This is a genomic window from Legionella septentrionalis (genome assembly GCF_003989745.1).
Taxonomy (GTDB): Bacteria; Pseudomonadota; Gammaproteobacteria; order Legionellales; family Legionellaceae; genus Legionella_A; species Legionella_A septentrionalis.
In genome coordinates, this window is the sequence record NZ_RZGS01000059.1 from 1 (window position 1) to 5,146 (window position 5,146).

Here is a 5,146-nt window from a genome sequence, read left to right on the forward strand (position 1 = left end):
ATATAACGAAGAAAGACCGCATGAATCACTGGGAGACTTGTCACCATTTGATTACAAGTTGATTAAAAATAAGTCGGAAAACTCTAGTTTAGGTTGGCACTAATAAGGGGAGGTTTACAATATCACCCATAACATACGTCAACAGATAAGGTAATGTACCCCCTGTTAATGTGACACCGAAAAATGTCATTAATTTTGACGAAGCAATATTGCAGGCAATCAACGAACAACCAAAAATCATGGCTAATAAGGAAAAATATCGAAAATGCTCTGTTGTTTGTATAATTACTGTCGGTGGTTTTTCAGTAGTAGCAAGACCAATGATATTAATTTTGTCTTCTAAACTAAATTTTGATAATAGATCTTTTTTTAAGGTCACTAAATCTGTGGCAGCAATTTTAAATACACCTCTGGGGTTGCCCTCCTCTTTGGCAACAACAATGTAATTTCCGTTTCTCTTTCGATAAAAATCATGAAATTTGTATAAAGGATCGGTAACTAAATTGCTTTCATCTCGCATGTGATTTCAACAGCCTCTCGGATAAAAATTATATCTATTCTTCTTCTGTAATTAAGTACATTTTCTTTTGTTCAGGCCATATATTTTCTCTAAAATAGATCGACAATTTAGTGGCATGCGGAATAATATCTCCCGGTCCTTTTTTAGCTGTAATATTGGTAATCTCAGTTTCGTTTAACCCTTTTTGCCATTCGGCTAACGCTAGTTTAAATGTATCTTCTTCTACTTTTTTCTTTCGTTCTAATTGATTCTTTTTAGCTTCTAATAGTTGAACCTGTGCGATTTCCTGTGGTGATCTATAATTTTTTTCAAACCATGGCTTTCCCTTTCTAAGCCGACCAATTAGCAGATTTAAAAGATCATCATACTGCCTATATTTAGCTGACTCATGTTCCAAACCGTACGCAAAATGCAAAATAGATTCTTGAACCATTTGTGGCTCAGCTAACCTAGTTTCAAAAATGTCATTTAAGTGATTATGATTAAATCCAATTTCTTCCAATGGATAAATATTAATTTTTTTCCACTCTTCAGGTAAGAGAGTTTTACCCACTGTTTTATTGTCCCCTTTCTTTTCGATTTCTAAATGAACTTCAATTGATTCTCTGTTGATTCCCAATTGACTCTCAATGCCAACCATTTTTTTATATTCAAGTGCGGCATTTCTCACGATTTCAGATAATTTAAAAGAGTAAAAACCTCCTCGTCCGGTTTTTCCTTTTTCTCTCACAATCAATTGTTTACCTACCAGTCTCTGAATAGATGTTTTTACCATTTTCATTGTTGTACTGGTAATTTGCATGAGTATTTCCCCTTTAATGACGCCAGTAGACAACATTGCCCTCGAGATACAACGGTCTGTAATAAAAAGAAATATTTTTTTTTGATGACCAGTAAGTCTGGAAATAGTATCTAACACTGTCTCTAAATTATTTGGATCGAAATCAATAGAGTAATCTACAGTCTTTTTAGGTTTTGTTATTTTATGGATATCTTTTATTTCCAGAGACTCTAGATTATATGATTCCTTTTTGATTCCTAATTGATTGTCATTTGATGTCGATTTGATCTCTAATTGATTATCAAAAGATACTTTATTGGATTCCGATTGATTTCCATATTCTTTATCAAGTTCATCCATATAGTTCCATGGCCTATAATCGGATTTCTTAAACTTTTTTTTAGATTTATTAGTTAATTCCTCAAGGGTAGGCATTCCAACTGTCCTCTAGCAATGTTTATCAAGCTTCAACAAGATTATTTGATTTCTTTTTATCTGTGGCTGAACGCAATATATCGCCGGATTCTTTGTTGACTGAAGATCCAATATTTAATATTTCTCTAGTTAGTAGATCGATATCTTCTTTAGCTGGAGAGTTATTTAATGAATCATAGATAGACTCACCCTTGGTTAGAACATTTTCAAACTCTTGACTCTTTCTGATTACTGAACGAATAAGACCTTTTTCATAATTAGTCATTAAAAACCTCATTGTTTCGTGAGATAAAGATGTTCTTACATCAAACTCATTTAGAAGAGGACTTAGTAAGATCGTTGTATGGAAATTTTTTTCTATATTTTTTATTTCTTGTTTCGTGATTTCTAATCCTTCTAAGCTGAATTCGGAAGGAGTTACTGGAGCTATGATTCGATCCGCTGCCAATGCAGCAGCAGTAACAGAGCTACCTAAGGCTGGTGGGCAATCAATTAAAATAAGATCGTATTTATTTTTTAACGGAGCAATCATTTCTTTATAGATTCGATCCAGTGGAAGTCTTTTCAACATTAAATTACTGTCTAATAATGCATTTTCAATGCGGCTTGGTAATATATCAAGACCATCATATACAGGAAGAATGCCTTCTTCTATCGGAATATCCTGATTAATTAGTTCTATCATGATTGGATTGTCATGAGTATCAATTCTACATGCTTTAGTTAAATTACCTTGTTGATCAAGGTCAATTAAGAGAGTTCTGGCTCCATATAATGATGCTCTAACGCCTACAGCTAAACACATAGATGTTTTCCCAGTTCCTCCTTTTACTATCTGAAAACATAATACTTGTGATGAGAAATTAAGGGAAAGTAATGATCTGGCTGTTTTATAACCGAAATAAACTCTATTTCGACTTTTACCATGTTCGAGTTCTTTTCTTTTTATTTGATTATGAAGGGCTTGAGCCGTTACTCCTAATGCTTCTGCTGCTTCGCTAACTAACATCTTTGGATCCATTCTTTAATCTCCGTGGTTTAAGTTTAACGGATATTTGTTAAACTAACTTAAACATAGATTTTTTTCGTGGTCAATGGAAATATGAGTAAAATCATAAAATATTTTTATATGTTATTAAGTAATAGTTTTATTAATTATTACTACTAATAAGGGTAACTTAAATGATTTCTGATATGATTCCTGTTTGATTGCCAATATAGAATGGTTTTTGTGAAGGATGCCTAACTGATGTCTACATGACTCCTATTTGATTTCTAAGTAAAAGCCTTTGTTTGTTCTAAACGTTGTTTTCTTGTGTGAAAACGTGCCAATGAGATTGAAAATTATCTGGTATCTATCTGGCATTGATTTTTATTAGCAGGATATAAGCGTAATATATTGATTCCCAGTATGATTGTTAAAAGACATCTATATGAGTTCTATATGATGGGTATATGATTGTTGTATGATTTTCATTAGATGACCTGTTGATTTCTATCTGAATCACATTTGCTTTCTTGTTGATATCTAACTGATTTCCAAATGATGCCCATTTTAAACATTTCCTAATCTTATGCAGATAGGCATGCCGCGGTATTGGAGCCCCAGGCATGATGAACTTCCAATTGATTTCTGTACCTAAATCATAAATAAAAAAATAAATCGAATGTAAATAAGCTCGATTGTGCAAATCGGGTGCATTTCACTTAAGTCTAAGAATCTAAATAAAAAATTGTTTTGAAAAAAATTTATTCATTTTCGATTGCCTAAGGGGCTAAAATTCGTTAATGCAGACCGCTTTATGAACGTTTCCCGTTTACGCACCAAAGCTTCATGACCCGTTCACGAAGCTTTGAACAAGGATGGATTGCTGTTGTGTTTTAGTATTTTTTTAGTGCATGAGGTGGAAACTTACTGTACACGCAGCGAATAGGTTATTTTTTAAGGTTTTTAATACTCTACCCACAGAGTTATTCACAGATTTTGTGGATAAGTGGCATTTAAGTATAAAAAAATAAAAGGGCTATCTGCCTTAGTTTGCAAGGCATTTCAAGCTTTAAAAATAATATGTTTTGAAAAATTGGCGGGATGAACAAAAAATTATCCACAGAAAAAAATTTAATGATTCTTTCTGTGAATTTTGAATGGTATCTAAATAAAAATAAAAAAAACAGTCTTGACGAGGTAATATTTTAAAGATTACGAAACCAGTTCAATGGGATGGTGTGTATTCGGTATTAACGCCACATCAGAAATAAGTTTAGGAAGCTTGCTGGCTTCGTTTTGCAGAGATTTGGCAGGGGTTAATACGTGCTCTTTAGAGAATTCACGAACTGCTTGCTGCATAAATGCCAAAAGACCCTGGTACCCGGATAAGGCGATTTTTTCTCCACAGTTAAGGCATTTAACCGTGCATCCAAATGATGGGTTTCTAAATGAGGGTAGAGTGCTTTCGCAAGTTTTAATGTGCAAAGAATCTTGGGTCGATAGGAATACGGCAAGCGCTAAAGGCATTTTTTAGAAACCCATAAGGAAAGCGCGCGTTGTGGGCAACGAGTACGCATTCCTTAAGAACATCGAATAACTCTTGGGCTAAGTGCGCAAAGGTCGATGCCTTGATTCGTGTATACAAGGATTGTAATTTCAATGATTTTATCGCGTGTGATGCGAAGTCCTGTCGTTTACATGCCGACAATTGCAAAACGAAACGGGTGTTTGATATCACTCATGCGCTCACCGTAAGTGATATCCCTATCGCCAAAACTTAACAGGTAAGCAAGGTATCTTAAGATGGTTTAAAATCAAGAAAAATTTAAAAATGCCTGCTTCCTCATCTCTCGCCACTCGCAGATGAGTGCATTTGAATTTTCTGAAGAATACAAGGTCTACTCATCGCTTTGCTCTTGCGTTCCACCTTGCATTCCCCATAAAATTCAAAAAAAAGGACATTTCTGCGAGTGGCGAGAGATGAGGAAGCAGGGCAAGAATAAAACAATATATTTTAAAATGAATGCGCTAAAGCGCATGGCTTTAAAAGAAAGCGATGGCTTCAAGAATCAAAAGCATGTCCCAAACCACACGGATTTACAAGCAAAAAATATATGAAAAATAGATAAAAAACAATAGGTTATCTGTGAAAAATCATTGAAGAAAGAAGGGGTTTTCGATATAATAATCGGCTAGTTAAGCGTGATATCAAGCTGTTGGAGCAGCTCAATATCACTCATCATCAACACTATTGGAGTAGTGAAAATGACTAAGCGTAAGCTATCAAACCCTTTCTTTATTATCAAATCCTTTTTTGTTTCCTCTAAAAAGAAAACCTACCTCACATCCCTTGAGAAAGCATACTGCGAGCAGGCTTTAGAGCTGCAGGCGTTCAAGCGGTCTGTCCATCAACGTTCTTTCA

At 34.4% G+C, this 5,146-nt stretch carries 4 protein-coding genes; all 4 read right to left on the bottom strand.

Annotated elements, in window-relative coordinates; genetic code table 11:
- Positions 1–88 precede the first annotated feature (88 nt).
- On the bottom strand, positions 89–520 hold the full coding sequence (locus ELY11_RS11890) for a hypothetical protein (RefSeq protein ID WP_127033771.1): 432 nt from the start codon (positions 518–520) through the stop codon (positions 89–91).
- Positions 521–554: 34 nt separating this feature from the next.
- Positions 555–1,661, bottom strand: a complete 1,107-nt coding sequence (locus ELY11_RS11895) for a hypothetical protein (RefSeq protein ID WP_126954190.1) — start codon at positions 1,659–1,661, stop codon at positions 555–557.
- 100 nt (positions 1,662–1,761) lie between these two features.
- A complete protein-coding gene (locus ELY11_RS11900; RefSeq protein WP_158614985.1) occupies positions 1,762–2,745 on the bottom strand; it encodes an AAA family ATPase in 984 nt (327 codons plus the stop codon).
- Positions 2,746–3,936: 1,191 nt separating this feature from the next.
- A complete protein-coding gene (locus ELY11_RS11905; protein WP_126954192.1) occupies positions 3,937–4,251 on the bottom strand; it encodes a hypothetical protein in 315 nt (104 codons plus the stop codon).
- Positions 4,252–5,146 lie beyond the last annotated feature (895 nt).

Bases quoted from the DNA above. Each gene is read 5' to 3' on its own strand.
- ELY11_RS11890 (WP_127033771.1), bottom strand. From the start codon at position 520: ATGCGAGATGAAAGCAATTTAGTTACCGATCCTTTATACAAATTTCAT.
- ELY11_RS11895 (WP_126954190.1), bottom strand. From the start codon at position 1,661: ATGGATGAACTTGATAAAGAATATGGAAATCAATCGGAATCCAATAAA.
- ELY11_RS11900 (WP_158614985.1), bottom strand. From the start codon at position 2,745: ATGTTAGTTAGCGAAGCAGCAGAAGCATTAGGAGTAACGGCTCAAGCC.
- ELY11_RS11905 (WP_126954192.1), bottom strand. From the start codon at position 4,251: ATGCCTTTAGCGCTTGCCGTATTCCTATCGACCCAAGATTCTTTGCAC.